The following is a 16,740-nucleotide window of genomic DNA, read 5'->3' on the forward strand; positions in this document are numbered from 1 at the left end:
CTGGGCGCATGAGCGAGCCCCCGAAGAGCCTGGCCGGACAGGCGCACGCACCCAGCTGGTATGCCGACAGCGTGCCCGACGCGCCACTGCGCGCGCCGCTGCGGGGCGACCATGCCACCGACGTGTGCGTACTGGGCGCGGGCTATACCGGCCTGTCGGCCGCGCTCTCGTTGGCCGAACGCGGCTACCGGGTGACCGTGCTCGAGGCGCACCGGGTCGGCTGGGGCGCCTCGGGCCGTAATGGCGGCCAGGCCATTGTCGGCTACGGCTGCGAGGTGGATACGCTGGAACGGCTGGTCGGAAATGCCGATGCGCGACGCCTGTTCGACTTCTCCCGCGAGGGCATGGCCCTGCTCCGCAATCGCCTGAGCCACTACGCGATCCAGTGCGACTGGCGCGATGGCCACGCCAGCGTGCCAATCAACGCGCGCCAGGAGCGTGCGCTGCGCGCAGGCATGGACACGCTGGTGGAGCGCTACGACTACCCGCTGCAGTGGTGGGACCGGCAGCAGCTGCGCAGCCAGCTCGACAGCCCGCGCTATCGCAGTGCGATGTTCGATGCGGCCAGCGGCCACCTGCATCCGCTCGCCTATGCGCTGGGGCTCGCCCGCGCGGCCGAGGGCTTGGGCGTGGTGATCCATGAGGCCAGCCCTGTCCTGGAACTGGTGCGCGGGGACCGCCCGCAGCTGCGTACCGCCCACGGCACCGTCACCGCCAACCAGGTGGTCATCGCCGGCAACGCGTGGCTGCAGGGCATCGCACCGGAGCTGGAGAGCCGGATCATGCCGGTGGGTACCTATATCGGCGCCAGCGCCCCGCTGGGCGAGGAACGGGCCCGGGCGCTGATCCGCAATGACATGGCCGTGGCCGACGTCAGCTGGGCGCTGGATTACTTCAAGCTGAGTACTGACCACCGGTTGCTGTTCGGCGGCCGCGCCAGCTATTCCGCATTGCCGCCACCGAACCTGCGCGGGGTAATGACCAGACGCATGCACCAGGTGTTCCCGCAGCTGGCCGACGTGGGCATGGAGCAGGTCTGGGGCGGCTACGTGGACATCACCCGCAACCGTGCCCCGCATTGGGGCCGGCTCACACCCAACGTGTACTTCGCGCAGGGTTTCTCCGGCCATGGCGTCGCCGCGACGGGATTGGCCGGCGCAGTGATTGCCGCGGCCATTGCCGGACAGAACGAACGATTGGATGTGTTCGAGCGCATTCCGCATGCACGCTTCCCCGGTGGGAAGCTCCTGCGCACGCCGCTGCTGGTGGCCGCCATGTCCTGGTACAAGCTGCGGGATGTGTTGGGGTAAAGGGTGCGTAGTCGAGCGCAGCGCTCCCCTCAGGGGCGCTTGGGTGCAGGCGGCGGATTCGGCGGAAGCTTGGGCCGGTTGCTGCGAATCGGCTGATCCGCGCCGTCAGAACGCACGCGTCTCCATGGCGGCAGTGGTGGATTGGAACCGTTGCGTAAAACAGCCATCTCGAACTCCTTCGACCATTATTACTTCGACCCACCTGACATCGGTCGCTTGAATGATTATGCCCTCCAGATCAATCAGATCCACAGGATTTCCATCATTATCGATCCACGCAGGATCCAGAATATAGAACTGACCCTGTCCTGGATTCAGAGGCCACTCCTTCGGCCAGCCCGTGAGTCGCCTCCCGTCGACCAGATGCAGCACTACGTCGGAAAGGCTCGAACCCAGGACACCATGCCACTCGCTTGAATGCGAACTGCGAGATGTCATTCCTTTCTTCCTCAGCCAGGAATGAACGGCATCTTTGTTGACGTCAGCTGCCATCAACGCACCCAGAGCTGTCGCAATCAACACCGAGCAGGTGAGCTGGCTTGTCGATGTCCACTCTCCAGCGGACCAGACGCGGCCGAGTGCTTCCAACACGGCCTCAATCATCCGAGTGACGGCATGAACAACGAACGTAAAGACCAGCGCTTCAACTGTCCTTTCGAACTGACTGGGTTTGGGATGAGACGTGAACCCATAAAAGATCGATGCGGACAGGAAGCCCGGCAGCAGGAACGTGAGTAGCGGGGTCACTTCCTTGTAGAGGTTGTCCATGCGTTGCGGACCAGAGTTTCGAGCACAGAGGAATCGTAAGCGGCGGAAGCATGCCCGTACGTGCATCAGCTCTCATTCCAGTCGGGTAGCGATTGATTCTTCCTACGGATTGGCCCGGCGGAGTCGGGAGGGCTGCCACGCAGGGTATGGCGCTACGGTCCGGGACCTCCGGATCCGGGCGTTGCAGCCCCGGTTCCGGACATTGCGGTCACAGATCGGGAGATTGGGCCTAAAGTCCGGCGTGAAGACGCCGATACACCTTCCGACCCTCTCGGATTCGAGCGTACGCAACATGCCGGCACTGTTTCAGGGCGCCTTCCCCAGCGACCCCGGTGATGACCTTCCCCAGCGGATCCTGCTGGTGGAGAACTCGCGCACGTTCACCAGCATGCTCAAGGAAGCCATCGAGCAGCGGCTGGAGCTGCCGGTGTCGGTGGCGACCTCGCTCGCCGAGGCCGGGCGCCTGCTGGATGAGGAACAGGGCTGGTTCCTGGTGCTGACCGGGCTGGTGCTGGCCGATGGCGACCGCGACAAGGTGGTGGAGTACTTCCTGTCGCGCGGGCTGCGTACGGTGGTGGTCAGCGGGGTGTACGACGAGGACCTGCGCAAGCGCGTACTGCAGCAGCAGATCATCGATTACGTGCTCAAGAACACCCCCGGCAGCATCGACTACCTGGTGTGGCTGGTGCAGCGCCTGGACCGCAACCGGCGCATCGCCGCGCTGGTGGTGGATGATTCGATGTCCGCGCGCATGTACGCCGCCTCGCTGCTGCGCATGTATGGCCACGACGTCTACGAGGCTGCCGACGGTGCCGAGGGCCTGAAGGCGATCGAGGCCCACCCGGCGATCCGGCTGGCGGTGGTCGACCAGGAAATGCCCGGCATGGAGGGCGTGGAATTCACCCGCCGGCTGCGTACCCTGCGCTCGCGCGACAAGGTGGCGGTGATCGGCATTTCCGGCAATACCGATCCCTCGCTGATTCCGCGCTTCCTGAAGAACGGCGCCAATGACTTCCTGCGCAAACCCTTCTCGCGCGAGGAGTTCTTCTGCCGCGTCTCGCAGAACGTGGACCAGCTGGAGCTGATCGGTACGCTGCAGGACCTGGCCACCCGCGATTTCCTCACCGGCCTGCCCAACCGCCGCTGCTTCCTGGAACAGAGCACGCGCCAACTGCCGAAGCTGCAGGTGCAGGGTGAGCAGGTGGCGGTGGCGATGATCGATATCGATCACTTCAAGCACATCAACGACACCCATGGCCATGAAGCCGGCGACGACGCATTGCGGGCGGTGGCCGCGGCCGTCGCCGACCACGCACGCGACCAGGACCTGATCGCGCGCTTCGGTGGCGAAGAGTTCTGCCTGCTGGTACCGGGGCTGGAGGAAGACGAAGCCATCGGCTACTTCGAGATCCTGCGCCAGCGTATCGCCGCGCTGGAAGTGGATCTTGGTCACACCACGCTGCGGATGACGGTCAGCATCGGCTTGTGCTGCATCCGCCCGCAGCACGATTCGCTGCACCGGCTGATTTCCGAAGCCGACCGCCAGCTGTATCTGGCCAAGGCCGGCGGCCGCAACCGCGTGTGCAGCACGCGCGAGGCCACCGCCGCCCGGGAACCCGCGCTGGCGCCTTGATCCAGGTCAACGCAGGTCCGCCCCGCCCTGCCTAGAGTCGTTCCCAGCGAACATCACAGGGAACGCAGCATGGCACTTCTGGTCTGGCAGGACGACCTGAACATCGGCATCGACGTCATCGACCACCAGCACATGCGGATCGTGGAGATGCTCAACCACCTGCACGTGGCGCAGACCAGCCTGCACAAGGTGGCCGTGGCCGAGGTGATCGACGAACTGGTGGACTACACCATGTCGCACTTCGCGTTCGAGGAAGAGCTGATGGAAGAAGCCGGCTACCCGTTCTGCGCCGCGCACAAGCGCGTGCACGAGATATTCGGCAAGCGCGTGTCCGAATACCGGCTGCGTTTCCAGGCCGGCGAGGACATCACCGACGAACTGCGCACGATGCTGTCGCGCTGGCTGTTCAACCACATCCGGGGCGATGACAAGGCCTACGCCGAATCGGTCAAGCAGCACCTGAACCAGTTCGCCCGCGACCACCAGCAGGGCAGCTGGCTGGGTCGCACCCTCAAGCGGATTTTCCGCTGAGTCGGGTTGGCCGGCCCATGGCCAGCAGCGCCAGGATGGTGATCACCGCAGTCAGGCACAGGTAGTAGCCCACCGCGACCAGACCGAAACGGCCGGCCAACCAGGTAGCCACGTACGGTGCCGGCGCCGCGCCGAGGATGCCGGCCAGGTTGAACGACAGCGAGGCGCCGGTATAGCGCACCTGGACCGGGTAGATTTCGGCCAGGAACGTGCCGCAGGGCCCGTAGGTCAGGCCCATCAGGAACAGGCCAAGGGCCAGGAACCCCACTACCAGCCACGGACTGCCGGCCTGGAACAACGGCGCGAACAATACGCCGAAACCGAGGATCAGGCCGCTGGCCACGATCATCGTGCGCCGGGTGCCCCAGCGGTCGCCGTACATCGCCGACAGCGGAATACCGGCGGCGAAGAACAGGATGCCCACCATCTGCAGCAGCAGGAACTGCTCGCGGCTGTAGTGCAGCACGGTGGTGCCATAGCCGAGGGTGAACACCGTCATCAGGTAGAACAGCACGAAGGTGGCGAACGCCCCGAGCGTGCCCAGCACCAAGGTGCGCGGGTGGTGGCGCAGCACTGTCCACATCGGCAGGCGCACGCGTTCGTTGCGGTCCAGTGCGGCCTGGAACTGCGGGGTCTCATGGATGTTCAGGCGCACCCACAGGCCTACCGCCACCAGCAGTGAGCTGGCCAGGAACGGCACGCGCCAGCCCCACTGCAGGAAGTCCGCATCGCTCATCGCGCGGCCCAGCAGCAGGAAGATGCCGGCCGAGAGCAGGAACCCGAGTGGCGCGCCCAGCTGCGGGAACATGCCGTACCAGGCCCGCTTGCCCGGTGGCGCGTTCTCCGTGGCCAGCAGTACCGCCCCACCCCACTCGCCGCCCAGGCCCAGGCCCTGGCCGAACCGGCACAGCGCCAGCAGCGCCGGCGCCAGGATGCCGATGCTGGCGTGAGTGGGCAGCAGGCCGATCGCCACGGTCGACACGCCCATGGTCAGCAGCGCAGCCACCAGCGTGGCCTTGCGCCCGATCCGGTCGCCGTAATGGCCGAATACCGCCGAGCCGACCGGGCGGGCGATGAACGCCACCGCGAAGGTCGCCAGCGACTGCAGCAGCGCGGCCCCTTCGCTGCTGTCGGGGAAGAACAGGTGCGGGAACACCAGCACCGCCGCCGTGGCGTAAATGTAGAAGTCGAAGAACTCGATGGTGGTGCCGATCAGGCTGGCCAGCAGGATGCGGCGGGGCGAATTGGCGGCGTTGGCAGCGGCAGGAGTCGACATCGTTCACGTGCGGGAAGATCAGCTGCCCGATTCTGCCACGTGACCGCCGCCCACCGTCGCGATGGTTGCACGCGAAACAACGAAACCAGCGGTAGCCCCGGCCATTGGCCGGACCAGGCTGTGCCGAACGAAACCAGCGGTAGCCCCGGCCGTTGGCCGGACCAGGCGGTCCACGACGAAGCAACGATCCAGGCAGTAAAGTCGAGACCATTCACATTCGCGGGTCCAGCACCATGCCCCCCACCGAAACACCGCCATCCCCGCTGTCCCAACACGCACCCACCAGCCTCGACGCCTGGTGGATGCCGTTCACCGCCAACCGCCAGTTCAAGGCCGCACCGCGCCTGCTGGTGCGTGCCGAAGGCATGTACTACCACGACGTGGACGACCGCCCGATCCTTGATGGCGCCGCCGGGCTGTGGTGCTGCAACGCCGGGCACGCCCGGCCGCGGATCGTGCAGGCCATCCAGGAGCAGGCGGCTACGCTGGATTTCGCCCCGCCTTTCCAGATGGGCACGCCGCTGCCATTCGTGCTGGCGCAGCGCCTGGCCGCGCTCGCTCCCGGACCGCTGAACCATGCCTTCTTCACCAACTCCGGTTCCGAGGCGGTGGATACGGCGATGAAGATCGTGCTCGGCTACCACCGGCTGCGCGGCGAAGGCCAGCGCACCCGTTTCATCGGGCGCGAGAAGGCCTACCACGGGGTTGGTTTCGGTGGGCTGTCGATCGGCGGCCTGCCCAACAACCGCAGAGGCTTCGGCCCGCTGCTGGCAGGCAGCGACTTCCTTCGCCACACCCTGGACCTGTCACGCAACGCCTTCACCCCCGGGCTGCCCCGCCACGGCGCCGAACTGGCCGAAGACCTGGAACGGCTGATCGCGCTGCATGATGCCTCCACCATCGCGGCGGTATTCGTCGAGCCCATCGCCGGTTCAGCCGGGGTGATCCTGCCGGCGCCGGGCTACCTGAAGCGCCTGCGCGAGATCTGCGACCAGCACGGCATCCTGCTGGTGTTCGACGAGGTCATCACCGGTTTCGGCCGGGTCGGCAACGCCTTTGCCGCGCAGCGCTTCGGGGTCACCCCGGACCTGCTGACGATGGCCAAGGGGCTGACCAACGGCGCGGTGCCGATGGGCGCGGTGATGGTGTCCGATGCCATCCACGCCGCGTACATGCAGGGCCCGCCGGGGGCCATCGAGCTGTTCCACGGCTATACCTATTCCGGCCATCCGCTGGCCTGCGCTGCTGCGCTGGCGGCGCTGGACACATATGCCGCCGAAGGCCTGTTCGACCGTGCCATCGAGCTGGGCGAATACTGGCAGACCCGCCTGCACAGCCTGCGCGGGCTGCCGAACGTGGTGGACATCCGCAATTTCGGGCTGATCGGTGCGGTCGAGCTGGCGCCGCGCAAGGGCGCGCCTGGCAGCCGGGGTTTTGAGGTGTTCGAGCGCTGCTTCCGCGACGGGGCGCTGCTGGTGCGCTGTACCGGCGACGTGATCGCGCTGTCGCCGCCGCTGATCATCGACCGGGCGCAGATCGACCGGATCGTGGACGTGCTGGGCGAGATGATCCGCGCCACGGCGTGATGCCGGCGACCGGTACAATGGGCGGTCAACAGCTGCTCGCCAACCGGATTGCATGGACATCGTCGTCAAAGAAGAACTCAAGGCCTACATCGATCCGCTCACCGCCGACGAACACGAGGCGCTGGAGCGCAGCATCCTGGCCGAAGGCTGCCGCGACGCCCTGGTGCTGTGGAACGATGTATTGGTGGATGGGCACAACCGCTACGGCATCTGCCAGAAGCACGGCCTGCCGTTCCAGACGGTGCAGAACACCCGCTTCCAGTCGATGGACGACGTGCACCTGTGGATGATCGAACAGCACCTGGGCCGGCGCAGCGTGTCTGACTTCCAGCGCGGCGTGCTGGCCCTGCGCAAGCGGGACATCCTGGCCGAGCGCCACCGCGCCGACCAGGCCCAGCTGCAGCGCGAAAGCGACGGCGAGATCGCCGATGCCACGCCCGAAGGCGATGAGGACAGCCCGCCGTGGGCGCCGGCGCCGAAGGTAAGCCGCGCTGACATGGCGCGCGAAGCCCGGCTGAGCAGCAGCCAGGTGACGATGATCGAACGCATCCACAAGCAGGCCGCGCCGGAACTGGTGGAAGCGGTCAAGAGCGGGGTGATCTCGATCAGCGCTGCGGCGGCCGTAGCGGCGCTGCCGGAAGAGGAACAGCGCGCGGCCGCGGCCGCCGGCAAGGACGAGTTGAAACAGGCCGCCAAGCGCGTGCGCGAGGCCAAGCGCAAGCCGCGCAAGCCGGTGCAGGAGGTGCTGCACAGCGCCGATGGCGAGCTGGAGGTCGATCCCAGCCGTGAGGCCGAGATCGCCGAGGCACTGGCCTCGCTGGGCGAAGGCCCGGCCGAGCTGCGCCAGCGTGTGATCGCGCTCACCCTCGAAAACGATGCGCTGCGTGCCCAGTTGGCGGCGCTTCGCCGACAGGTCGGAGACGTGGCGTAACCGTTCTGCCGGCCAACGGCCGGCGCTACCGTCGAGCGATGTGGGAGTTCCATGGTAGCGCCGGCCGTTGGCCGGCCCTCCAGAATGCTTGTCGAGGCGGCGTTCGCATCCGGGTCGATACACTTGCCGCATGAACAGCACGCCCTCGGTCGACCCCCGCCGCGCCCAGCTGCGCCGCCTCAAAGCCATTGCCCTGGCGATGCTGCTGGCCATGCTGGCCGGTTTCGTCATCAGCCATCTCAACGGCGAACGCGGTATCTGGGCGTGGGTCTCCGCCTTCTGTGAAGCCGCTGCGGTGGGCGCGCTGGCCGACTGGTTCGCGGTGGTGGCGTTGTTCCGCCACCCGCTGGGCCTGCCGATCCCGCACACGGCGATCATCCCGCGCAGCAAGGAGCGCATTGCCGACAGCCTGGCGGTGTTCGTGCGCGACCAGTTCCTGGAACCGCAGGCACTGCTGGCCCGGCTGCAGGTATTCGACCCCGCCAGCCGGCTCGGCAGCTGGCTGGCCGATCCCGCACGGTCGCGGCTGCTGGCCGACATGGCGCGGGGCTGGGCCCTGCAGGCGCTGGATTTCCTGGACGAAGCCGCCGTGCGCCGCAGCATCCAGGCGTTCGTGGTCGAGCAGCTGCGGCAGTGGAACGCGGCGGCCACTGCCGGCGAGCTGCTGGGCCTGCTCACCGCCGACAACCGCCACCAGCGGGTGCTGGACGAAGGGCTGACCCGGATCAGCCAGTGGATGGACAACGACGCCGTGCGGCAGCGCGCTTCCGAACTGATCGTGCGTTACATCCAGCGCGAATGGCCGAAGCTCGCCAGCACGGTGAACTGGGTCAAACCCATTGATGAAATCGGCGACAGCCTGGCCGAGCGCATGGCGCACGCGGTGCTGGCCGAACTGCAGCAGATCCTGGCCGAGCCGGAACACCCGTTGCGCAAGGATTACGAGGCGTGGCTGGGCGACTACATCCAGCGCCTGCGCCACGACCCGGCACTGGCGGAAAAGGTCGACCAGCTCAAGCAGCAGGTGATCGACCACCCGGCGGTGCAGGAGTACGTCCAGGGCCTGTGGGCGCGCATCCATGCCAGCCTGCGCGCCGATCTGTCCAGCGAATCGTCTGCGCTGGCCGGCCACCTGCAGCGCAGCCTGGGCAAGATCGGCCAGGCGCTGCAGGAGGACCCTTCACTGCGCGAGGCGCTCAACCAGCACCTCATGGATGGCGCCGAGCGCCTGACCAGCCGGTTGCGCGAAGGCGTGACCAGCCATATCGCGCAGACCGTGAAGGGCTGGGACGAACGGCACCTGGTGGAGCAGTTGGAGCTGAGCGTGGGACGCGACCTGCAATTCATCCGGTTCAACGGCACCTTGGTGGGTGGGTTGATCGGGCTGTTGCTGCATGCGCTGACCGTTTGGATGCATTGGTAGCGACTGCCCTGCGCAGCCACACAGGGCGTGGCCCTACGTCTGTTTGTGGCAGGCCCGGTTGACAGATTGCCCGGGTGTTTTTGAGACGTGGTTCGCGTATTCTGCCGCGCATTCAGGGCTGGAGTGGCCCGCCGGGGGAACGATGCGAAGGACGATCATGACGCTGGCGCTGTGCGCGCTGGCCTGCAATGCCCACGCCGGGCGCGTGTACAAGTGCGCGAACGGCGCCCAGACCATCTACCAGACGGTACCCTGCCCGCCCGAGCAGGACACCGGCGTGACCCGCCCGATTGTCAAAGACCCCAACCTCACGTGGGAAGAGCGCACCCGCGCCCAGCGCGACCTGCACCAGGCCCGCCGCCGCATGCAGGCTGACGCTGGCCGTGGAGAGCCCCCGGTGCGCGGCACCGTGATCGACGGCGCGGCCAATCCGGAGCAATGCGAAGAACTGCGTTCCCGCCGCGAGATCAGCGAGATGTTCGGACGCCCCGCACCGGAGCGGATCGATACCGAAATCGCCAAGGCCTGCAGCTCGCGCTGAACGAAGCGTTCGAACTGTCGGATAAGGCCTTGCACGATGTATCCAAATGGATACATTCGGTGTATGGTTACGGTCCAGGCTACGGAAGCGTTCGACAAATGGATGCGCAGGCTCCGTGATACGCGCGCCCGCGCAGTGATTGCCGAACGCATCCAACGGATGGCTCAGGGTCTGCCGGTGGATATCAAACCCATCGGCAGCGGCGTCAGTGAGCTGCGGATTCACCATGGCCCCGGCTACCGCGTGTACTTCACGCGGCGGGGCCGGCAAATCATCATCCTGCTCTGCGCAGGCGACAAGGACAGCCAAGCTCCGGACATCCTGCAGGCGCAGAAGATGGCCGCCCAATTCCCGCGTGGAACGTGATGCAACCACAGCGCGCAACTGCCTCTTCAGGATTCAACCATGAGCAAGCCAGTCCTCGTTGCTTTCGATCCCGCGGATCATCTGGTCGACGATGCCGCCATTGCGCAGTACCTCACCGAGGCACTTTCCGCGGATGACGCCGCGCATTTCCAGGATGCACTCCAGGTGGTGGCGCGCGCCCGTGGCATGGCGCAGATTGCCGAGGCCTCTGGCCTCGGGCGGGAGAGTCTCTACAAGGCACTCAAGCCGGGCGCGCATCCTCGCTTCGACACCGTTCAACGGGTACTTGGCGCTCTCGGTGTGCGCCTGATCATCGAGCCGCTGGAACAGCCAGGTCCAGCCTGACGTCCATCAGGCCACGGCGCGCACCGCGTCTATGAGCGATTGCATCTGCGCGGGGGTGCTGAAGATCCCCGGTGTCACGCGTACGCAGGCGCCGGACGCCAATCCCTCGCGGGCCACCACGAACACACCAGACTGTTGCAGCATGCGCTCGGCGGTGGCGGCGTTGGCCTCCAGGCTGACCTGCCCGCGCAGGCGGAAGGCGGCGATGGCGCTGGACAGACGCGGATCCGGCGACGCCAGCAGCTGGATCCGGGCGTCTTCGCGCAGCGCGTCCAGCCACTGGTTGCGCAGGCGCAGCAGGCGCGCGCGCTTGTTGGCCACGCCGATCCGCTGGTGCAGCGATACCGCGGCCGGCAAGGCCATGACCGCCGCGAAGTTGACCGTGCCGGTGTGGACGCGGCTGTCGATATCGCCGGTGTCGGCCTCGCCCATGCAGGGATCCAGGTCCTGAACGCGTCCGCGACGCACGTAGAGCGCACCCATGCCGACCGGTGCGCCGATCCACTTGTGCAGGTTGATGCCGACGAAATCCGCGCCCATCGCGCTCAGCGGCGTGTCGACCTGGCCGACGCCATGGGCCGCATCCAGCACCACGTCCGCGCCGGCCGCGCGGGCCAGTGCGCTGATCTCCGCCACCGGCAGCAGCATGCCGTTGCGATGGCCGACCTGGGTGAGCAGCAGCAGGCGGGTGCGCGGGTAGCGCGCCAGCGCCTTGCGGTAGGTGTCCACGATGCCGTCATGGTCGAACGGCTCCGGCAGCACGATGCGCTGTACGTCCACGCCCCTGCGTTCGCGCAGCCACTGCACGGCGGCGATCGCGCTTTCGTGGTCGGTGTCCGCATACAGCACGGTATCGCCCGGAGACAGGTGCCGATAGCCGGCAATCAGTACCTGCATCGCTTCCGTCGCGCCCCGTGTCAGCACGATCTCATCGGTGCCCACGCCCAGCGCTTCGGCCAGCGTTGCCCGCGCGTGTTCCAACAACGCCGGGAACTCCCGCCGCCCGAACCAGGCATTCTCACGGTTCACGCGTGCGGTGGCGCGCTGATACGACTGCAACACGGGCCGCGCCATCGCGCCCCAGTAGCCGTTGTCGAGCATGACCACCTCGTCGGTGAGGTCGTACAGCGCCGCTACCTGGGACCACCAGTCCTCATCGGCTGCCAGCCTGTCAGGGTCGCGCCCGGCGGGATCGGGCAAGGCGTCGAGAGCGTGCAGGTCTGCGTCGGTCATGCGGCCAGTATTGCAGCCGCCGCGCGAAGAACGGGTGGCGCGAAATGCCGATCAATCTTGCCGAAGCGAATGATAATGACTATCATTAGCGAACTGGATGCTTGCTCGATGCCGTCCTGCGCGCCGCCGATGGTGGCGCTGCGGTGCGCGACAGAGGCAACACCGTTCTCCAGGGATACCCCCGCCCTGTGCGGCGGCTTGGCCACGGATGGCCACCCTTTCCCTGTCACCGGCTTCGGCCGGTGACGTTCGTTGTTCGACCCGACATTGCAGGTTCCCGTGGACAGCACGCCTGATGCCAGCTGGTTCAACCGTTTCGGCGGTTTCATCGACCGCCCCTGGCTGGGAGTGCTGTCGCGTTCGCTGGCCGCGATCATCGGCGGCTACGCGCTGGCCGCCACCTGCGCGATGTTCTTCGCCGTGGCCCTGCCCATCGCCCGCGCCCAAGCGGTGCTGACCGGCATGCTGGTGGCGATCGTGCTGTGCGCCTGCGCCGCGCTGTGGGCATTCGCCACCCGCACCGCACTGCGCGCCTGGATCGGCATCGCCGCGCCCACCGCGTTGTTCTGGCTGGGCACCCTCGCACTGGGAGCACGTGCATGAAGAATGGATTCCGCCAGTCCATGGCCTGGCTGCACACCTGGACCGGGCTGCTGGTGGGCTGGCTGCTGCTGCTCATCTTCATGGCCGGCACCGCCAGCTACTACCGCGAAGAAATCAGCCGCTGGATGCGCCCGGAGCTGCCGCGCAGCAGCGTGTCCACCGAGGTCGCCGCCGCGCGCGCGGTGACCTTCCTGCAGCACAAGGCGCCGCAGGCCGAAAGCTGGAACGTGACCCTGCCTGATCCGCGCAACCCGGCCATGCGCATGTTCTGGCGCAACCCCGAATCGATGGTGAAGCCACCGGCCGAAGGTGAAAAACGCCGCCGCGGCGGTGGCCGCTTCGGCGATGCCACGGTGGACCCGGCCAGCGGCGAGGAAGTGGCCGCGCGCGAAACCCGTGGCGGCGATTTCTTCTACCGCCTGCATTTCGACCTGCACTATATCCCGGTGCTGTGGGCGCGCTACCTGGTGGGTTTCTGCGCGGTGTTCATGCTGGTGGCGATCATCACCGGGGTGATCACCCACAAGAAGATCTTCAAGGACTTCTTCACCTTCCGGCCGGAGAAGGGCCTGCGTTCGTGGCTGGACTTCCACAACGTCAGCGCGGTGATGGCCCTGCCCTACCACGCGATGATCACCTACACCGGCATTGTCACGCTGATGTTCATGTACCTGCCGCAGGGCGTAAGCGTGGCTTATCCCAAGGATGAAGACGCGTTCTTCAGCGAGGCCTTTGCGCGCCTGGCCGATCCGGCCGACGCCGCCGAAGGCCGCGCGGCGCCGCTGCCGATCCAGCAGCTGCTCGACAGCGCGCGTGCCGAATGGAAGGGCGCGCAGGTCAGCGGCTTCACCGTGTTCCACCCGGGCGCGGCCAATGCGGTGATCGACATCTACCAGCGCGATGGCAAGCGGCTGTCGATCGACACACCATCGCTGCGCTACCACGCGGTCAGCGGCGCGCTGATCGAGACCAGCCCGGTGCCCGGCGGCGCCACCCACACCCGCGGCGTGATGTACGGCCTGCACCTGGCCCGCTTCGCGGACTGGGGCCTGCGCGCCCTGTTCTTCCTGTCCGGCCTGGTGGGTTGCCTGATGGTGGCCAGCGGCGTAGTGCTGTGGGCGGTCAAGGAGCGCCCCAAGCACGCCAAGGCCGGCAGGATCGGCTTCGGCCTGCGGCTGGTGGATGCGCTCAACATCGGCGCCGTGGCCGGCCTGCCGATCGCGTTTGCCGCGTACTTCTGGGGAAACCGGTTGCTGCCGCTGGAAATGGCGGAGCGCGCCGACGCAGAAGCCAGCGTGTTCTTCTATGCCTGGGGCGCCGCCCTGCTGGCGGCCTTCCTCTGGCCCAAGCGGTTGATGTGGGCCTGGCAGCTGTACCTGGGCGCGGCCTTGTTCGCCCTGATCCCGGTGATCAACGTGCTCACCACCGATGCACATCTGGGCGTAACCCTGCGCACCGGCGACTGGGCGCTGGCCGGGTTCGACGTGGTGATGCTCGCCTTCGGCGCGATGCTGGCGTACTGCGGCCTGCGCATGCAGCGTTGGCAGCCTGCGCTGAGCGCGGCCGGGAAGAAGCGGCGCCAGGCCGCTGCACTTGCCGCCACCGCGAATGCCGCCGAGGCCAGCGCATGATGCTGCTGGCGCTCACATTGAACTTTTCTGCGTTCACCGCACTGTCGCTGGCGATGGAAAAGCACCAGCTCGACCTGCATGGCAAGGCGCACGCCGGCCCCGCGCGCATGCGGCTGTGGCGTTGGCTGGGTTGGGCATTGCTGGCGACCGCGTTCGGCATCTGCGTGGCCGACCACGGCTGGGCCGCCGGCCCGGTGCTGTGGCTGGGCGCGATGACGGTCAGCGGCCTGCTGATCGCCTTCGGCCTGTATCCCTGGCGACCGCGCTGGATCGCGCCGCTGGCCTGGGCGTTGCCGGTGCTGGGCCTGGGCGCCGCCGCGCTGTAGAGCCGACTGTCAGTCGGCTGCTCTTCCGGTGGCAACGGGAACTCAAGTGCAAACCGACCAACAGTCGGCTCTACATCACGCCCCGTAACGCCTCAACTCCCACGCGCGGTGGATGCGCGGGTTGCGCTCGAAATCGTCGCCGATGGTGTCGGCCGAGATCTCGCGGCACGCGGCGAATTCCTTGATCGCTTCCTCGTCCAGCTTGAAGCGGCGGAAGTTGTTCGAGAAGTACAGCACGCCTTCCGGGCTCAACCGCGCCACGGCCGCACGCAGCAATCGCACATGCTCGCGCTGCACGTCGAAATCCTCGGCGCGGGCGGAGTTGGAGAAGGTCGGCGGATCGCAGAAGATCACATCGAACCGATGCCGCTCGGCTTCCAGCCAGGCCAGTGCATCGGCCTGGATCAGCTGGTGCTGGCTGCCGCCCTTGCCGTTCAGGGCCAGGTTGTCGGCGCACCACTGCAGGTAGGTACCGGACAGGTCCACGCTGGTGGTGGAGGCCGCACCGGCCACCGCTGCCTGCACGCTGGCCACGCCGGTGTAGCAGAACAGGTTGAGGAAGCGCTTGCCCTGCGCTTCCTTGGCCATGTGCCAGCGCAGCGGGCGGTGGTCCAGGAACAGGCCGGTGTCCAGGTAATCGAACAGGTTCACGCGCAGCAGCGCATCGTTTTCGCGCACGAGCACGAATTCGCCGCGCTGTTCGAAGCGGCCATACTTGCTGCCGCCCTTGCCGCGCTCGCGCGACTTCAGCGCCACCTGCTCGGCCGGCACCTGGAATACCTCGCGCGCGGCCGAGAGCAGCTCGTTGCGGCGGCGGCGCACGTCCACGTCCGGAATGGTGGCCGGCGCGGCGTATTCCTGCACGTGCAGGAAGGTGCGGCCAGCGCCACCGTCTTCTTCGTACACGTCGATCGCGGCGGCGTACTCGGGCAGGTCGGCGTCATACACGCGGTAGCAGGTGACCTGCTCGCGCGCCTTCCAGGTCTTGAACCTGCGGATGTTCTTGCGCAGCCGGTTGGCCACCATCTGCGCGCCTTCACTGAGCTCGCGCGGCTGGCCCGCGTTCTCGCGCTGCGGTACGGCGATGGGATCGCACACGATCAACGCGCACTCGATGGCGCCGTTGAACAGCTGGTACTTCTTGTTCGCGCGCAGCCCGGTGGCGAACGCAAGTTCGGCGCTGCCGCACAGCAGGCTGGCCCGCCACTGCGGCACGGCGCGCTTGAGCGCATCGCCCAGGCGGCGGTACAGCACCGCATCGGCGGCCAGGCGTTCGTCATACGGCGGGTTGCACACCACGCAGCCGGTTTCCTGCGGGGGAACCTGCACGTCGGCCACGTCGCGCACGCCGAACCAGATCGCCTCGGCGACACCGGCGGTCTCCGCGTTTTCCTTGGCCGCGCGGATCGCATGCGGGTCGATGTCGCTGCCATGGATGACCTGCTTGAGCGCGGCACGCCCGGCCTGCTCGCGGGTGCGCGCATCGGCCATCAGGGCATTCCAGGCCTCGCGGTCGAAGCCCAGCCAGCGGCTCGGCGGAATGCTGCCGTGGCGCTGCAGGCCCGGGGCCACGTCGGCAGCCATCAGCGCGCCTTCGATCAGCAGCGTGCCGCTGCCGCACATCGGGTCAAGCAGGCCACCGCCTTCGGCATGGATCTTCGGCCAGTTGGCGCGCATCAGCACGGCGGCTGCCAGGTTTTCCTTCAGCGGGGCCTCGTTCTGCGCCATGCGCCAGCCGCGCCGGTGCATCGGGCCACCGCCGAGATCGATCGAGATCGAGGCGCGGCCCTTGCGCAGCGACAGGTTGATGCGCACGTCCGGGAACTCGGTGTTCACCGACGGCCGCTCCAGGCCCTGCGCGCGCAGGCTGTCTACCACGCCGTCCTTGACCCGCTGCGCGGCAAAACGCGCGTGGGTGATTTCAGTCCCCGACACATGGGCGTCCACCGACAGGGTCAGCTCGGGGCTGATGTGCTGCTCCCACGGCATCGAGGAGACGCCCTGGTACAGCGATCCCTCGTCCGGGCAGTCGAACTCGGCCAGCGGCCACAGCACCCGGCTGGCCAGGCGCGACCACAACACGACCTTCAGTGCCTGCGGCAGCTCGCCCTCGGCATTGACGCCGGAAATGGTGGCAGTGGCCCTGGGCAGGCCCAGCGCCAGCAGTTCGTCGGCGAGCAGGTACTCCAGGCCCTTGGCGCAGGAAACAAAGAATTTCACGGGATCGGTATCGCAGG

General features: G+C 67.3%; 17 protein-coding genes. 12 read left to right on the forward strand and 5 right to left on the reverse strand.

The annotated features are described in order from the left end of the window. Positions 1 to 8: 8 nt before the first annotated feature. Entirely contained in the window at positions 9 to 1,310 is a 1,302-nt protein-coding gene (locus tag QE395_RS11795; RefSeq protein ID WP_095364004.1) for an FAD-binding oxidoreductase, read from the forward strand. Between the two features lie 105 nt (positions 1,311 to 1,415). Here QE395_RS11795 and QE395_RS11800 read toward each other — a convergent pair whose 3' ends face one another. Further along, complete coding sequence (locus tag QE395_RS11800; RefSeq protein ID WP_306989209.1) at positions 1,416 to 2,078, reverse strand: DUF6338 family protein; 663 nt, start codon at positions 2,076 to 2,078, stop codon at positions 1,416 to 1,418. Positions 2,079 to 2,370: 292 nt separating this feature from the next. On the opposite strand from QE395_RS11800, the gene QE395_RS11805 reads away from it, so the two are divergent. Next, the gene (locus tag QE395_RS11805; protein ID WP_184124209.1) at positions 2,371 to 3,711 is read left to right on the forward strand and encodes a diguanylate cyclase; all 1,341 of its coding nucleotides are present in this window, start codon (positions 2,371 to 2,373) and stop codon (positions 3,709 to 3,711) included. A gap of 69 nt (positions 3,712 to 3,780) precedes the next feature. Continuing rightward, positions 3,781 to 4,242, forward strand: coding sequence for a bacteriohemerythrin (locus tag QE395_RS11810; RefSeq protein WP_068850625.1), 462 nt, complete (start codon positions 3,781 to 3,783; stop codon positions 4,240 to 4,242). Here QE395_RS11810 and QE395_RS11815 read toward each other — a convergent pair. After that, positions 4,223 to 5,518 (reverse strand): MFS transporter, encoded by a 1,296-nt coding sequence (locus QE395_RS11815; protein ID WP_068850622.1) that lies wholly within the window; start codon positions 5,516 to 5,518, stop codon positions 4,223 to 4,225. The two genes, QE395_RS11810 and QE395_RS11815, sit on opposite strands and share 20 nt — an antisense overlap. A 233-nt stretch (positions 5,519 to 5,751) precedes the next feature. Here QE395_RS11815 and QE395_RS11820 point away from each other — a divergent pair, with 233 nt between their 5' ends. From QE395_RS11820 to QE395_RS11845, 6 genes are all read left to right on the forward strand, one after another. Further along, positions 5,752 to 7,104 carry an aspartate aminotransferase family protein gene (locus tag QE395_RS11820; protein WP_306989213.1) on the forward strand — a complete coding sequence of 451 codons (1,353 nt, stop codon included), beginning with the start codon at positions 5,752 to 5,754 and terminating at the stop codon, positions 7,102 to 7,104. Positions 7,105 to 7,156: 52 nt separating this feature from the next. Further along, positions 7,157 to 8,035, forward strand: coding sequence for a plasmid replication/partition related protein (locus QE395_RS11825; protein ID WP_184124215.1), 879 nt, complete (start codon positions 7,157 to 7,159; stop codon positions 8,033 to 8,035). Between the two features lie 130 nt (positions 8,036 to 8,165). Continuing rightward, positions 8,166 to 9,458 (forward strand): DUF445 family protein, encoded by a 1,293-nt coding sequence (locus QE395_RS11830; RefSeq protein WP_306989216.1) that lies wholly within the window; start codon positions 8,166 to 8,168, stop codon positions 9,456 to 9,458. 142 nt (positions 9,459 to 9,600) lie between these two features. Next, positions 9,601 to 9,999, forward strand: a complete 399-nt coding sequence (locus tag QE395_RS11835; RefSeq protein WP_179197353.1) for a DUF4124 domain-containing protein — start codon at positions 9,601 to 9,603, stop codon at positions 9,997 to 9,999. A 63-nt stretch (positions 10,000 to 10,062) separates the two neighbouring features. Further along, positions 10,063 to 10,365, forward strand: coding sequence for a type II toxin-antitoxin system RelE/ParE family toxin (locus tag QE395_RS11840; RefSeq protein ID WP_093533893.1), 303 nt, complete (start codon positions 10,063 to 10,065; stop codon positions 10,363 to 10,365). 39 nt (positions 10,366 to 10,404) lie between these two features. Next, positions 10,405 to 10,710: an addiction module antidote protein gene (locus QE395_RS11845; RefSeq protein WP_093533895.1), complete on the forward strand. Its 306-nt coding sequence runs from the start codon at positions 10,405 to 10,407 to the stop codon at positions 10,708 to 10,710. 6 nt (positions 10,711 to 10,716) lie between these two features. On the opposite strand, the gene QE395_RS11850 is transcribed toward QE395_RS11845, so the two are convergent. After that, complete coding sequence (locus QE395_RS11850; RefSeq protein ID WP_306989219.1) at positions 10,717 to 11,943, reverse strand: aminotransferase class V-fold PLP-dependent enzyme; 1,227 nt, start codon at positions 11,941 to 11,943, stop codon at positions 10,717 to 10,719. Beyond that, positions 11,940 to 12,149 (reverse strand): hypothetical protein, encoded by a 210-nt coding sequence (locus tag QE395_RS11855; RefSeq protein WP_306989221.1) that lies wholly within the window; start codon positions 12,147 to 12,149, stop codon positions 11,940 to 11,942. Before QE395_RS11855 ends, QE395_RS11850 begins: the two co-directional genes overlap by 4 nt. 121 nt (positions 12,150 to 12,270) lie before the next feature. Here QE395_RS11855 and QE395_RS11860 point away from each other — a divergent pair, with 121 nt between their 5' ends. The 3 genes from QE395_RS11860 to QE395_RS11870 are packed head-to-tail and all read left to right on the forward strand — an operon-like array spanning position 12,271 to position 14,503. Further along, a complete protein-coding gene (locus QE395_RS11860) occupies positions 12,271 to 12,546 on the forward strand; it encodes a DUF3649 domain-containing protein (protein WP_099047442.1) in 276 nt (91 codons plus the stop codon). Next, the gene (locus QE395_RS11865) at positions 12,543 to 14,177 is read left to right on the forward strand and encodes a PepSY-associated TM helix domain-containing protein (protein ID WP_306989223.1); all 1,635 of its coding nucleotides are present in this window, start codon (positions 12,543 to 12,545) and stop codon (positions 14,175 to 14,177) included. Before QE395_RS11860 ends, QE395_RS11865 begins: the two co-directional genes overlap by 4 nt. Next, positions 14,174 to 14,503 carry a DUF3325 domain-containing protein gene (locus tag QE395_RS11870; protein ID WP_184124227.1) on the forward strand — a complete coding sequence of 110 codons (330 nt, stop codon included), beginning with the start codon at positions 14,174 to 14,176 and terminating at the stop codon, positions 14,501 to 14,503. The genes QE395_RS11865 and QE395_RS11870 overlap by 4 nt, the downstream gene beginning before the upstream one ends. A 75-nt stretch (positions 14,504 to 14,578) precedes the next feature. Here the strand turns inward: QE395_RS11870 and rlmKL are convergent, their stop codons facing one another. Beyond that, positions 14,579 to 16,723: a bifunctional 23S rRNA (guanine(2069)-N(7))-methyltransferase RlmK/23S rRNA (guanine(2445)-N(2))-methyltransferase RlmL gene (rlmKL, locus tag QE395_RS11875; protein WP_306989225.1), complete on the reverse strand. Its 2,145-nt coding sequence runs from the start codon at positions 16,721 to 16,723 to the stop codon at positions 14,579 to 14,581. Positions 16,724 to 16,740 lie beyond the last annotated feature (17 nt).

Origin of the sequence: Stenotrophomonas sp. SORGH_AS_0282, from assembly GCF_030818125.1 — a bacterium.
Taxonomy (GTDB): Bacteria; Pseudomonadota; Gammaproteobacteria; order Xanthomonadales; family Xanthomonadaceae; genus Stenotrophomonas; species Stenotrophomonas rhizophila_A.